2 protein-coding genes are annotated in these 1,391 nt (G+C 63.7%); both read right to left on the reverse strand.

Going from position 1 to position 1,391, the window contains the following annotated elements; genetic code table 11:
• A partial coding sequence (locus tag ACRC1E_RS05245; RefSeq protein ID WP_438514056.1) for an MBL fold metallo-hydrolase occupies positions 1–818 on the reverse strand: 818 nt, incomplete at its 3' end.
• Between the two features lie 89 nt (positions 819–907).
• The coding region (locus ACRC1E_RS05250; RefSeq protein ID WP_438514057.1) for an AMP-binding enzyme at positions 908–1,391 on the reverse strand (484 nt) is incomplete at its 5' end.

The raw sequence follows: 1,391 nt of genomic DNA on the forward strand, positions 1-1,391 counted from the left end.
AGTTGCCGGCGGTGATAACTGGCGATGCGCGCCGCGCGCGCTCTGGCGCCGATAAAGGGCAACTGGTGCGAAGGCAGCACCAAGGTGGCGGCGGGCAGATTCTGCAGCGCCAGCATCGCGGCCATCCAGCTGCCCAAGGGGTCGCCCAGACGGTTGGACAGATTAAGCCCGACGCTGGGCGTAATGCGCGGCAGCAACTGGTCACCGGCAATCAGCACGCCAAGTGCTGCGCAATACAATAGCGCATGTTGGGGTGAGTGACCGGCGCTGGTGATCACTCGCCAGCGATGCGGGCCTATGGCCAGCTCGTCGCCGTCCGACAAGGGGGTGAAGGCGGCAGGTGGCGGGCTGATAAAATTGCCGTCACGAAAACTGGCTACAGCCAGCAAGAGCGTGGCGACAGGCAGGCCGCTAGCCATAAAAAATGCGCGCTCGTCACCCGCGCGGGCGTCATCAGTACCACGTCCCCAGGTATCCTGCAAGGCGTGGTACTCGGCCTCGGGCATCCAGAGCTTCATCCCTTGGCGTTCGCACAACCAGCCGGCAAGGCCGGCGTGATCATGGTGGAAATGGGTGCAGATCAAGCGGGTCAGCCGGTAGCGGCGCAGCAGCGTGTGCCACAGTTCGCGCGTGGTATCGCTGGCAAGGCCGGTATCCACCAGCGCCCAGCCCTCGCCGTCTGCGATCAGCCACAGATTGATGTGGCCGGGCGGAAACGGCATCGGCATCCGTAGCCACAACACGCCGGGTGCGACTTCAAGTGCACAGCCGGCAGCGGGCGGATCGGCAAACGGGTAATGCAATTCGGTGTCGGACATAAAATCCTCGTGAGCCGGCTATCCGGGCGCTGCGGCAGGATGGGGAACTGAAAAAAGGGGGCGGCATGTGCGTTTAGCCGCCCCACTCCCTAGCCGGCAAATGGCGGCAGACCGGCCTTTTCCAGTGCAGCTGGCGAATACGGTACATAGGCTTGCGCCGCCTCGTCGCACACATACAGCGGATCGTCAAAGCGGGCGGGATCGTAGCCTGCACGCATCAGCTCGGTCTTTTTCAGTTTGAAGGTGGTGGTCATGTCGGCTTCCGGGCACACGCGCACGAACTGCGGGACGGCGTAGCGCGGCAGTCTGCCATGCACCAACTGGTAAAACGAGACTGGATCAAAATGGTGACCTGTCTGCATCACCGCCGCCGCCATGCCGCAGCGCCCTTCGAGGCCCGGCACCTGTACGCCGTAGATCGCCACCGACTCCAGCCCGGCATAGTCCGACAAGGCCTCGGCCACCTCGGTAGTCGACACGTTTTCGCTCTTCCAGCGGAAGGTGTCGCCGATGCGGTCGACAAACCAGCAATAGCCGTCCTCGTCGTAGCGCAGCAGATCGCCCGAGCGCCAC

It is taken from the genome of Craterilacuibacter sp., assembly GCF_051659485.1.
Lineage (GTDB): Bacteria > Pseudomonadota > Gammaproteobacteria > Burkholderiales > Chromobacteriaceae > Craterilacuibacter.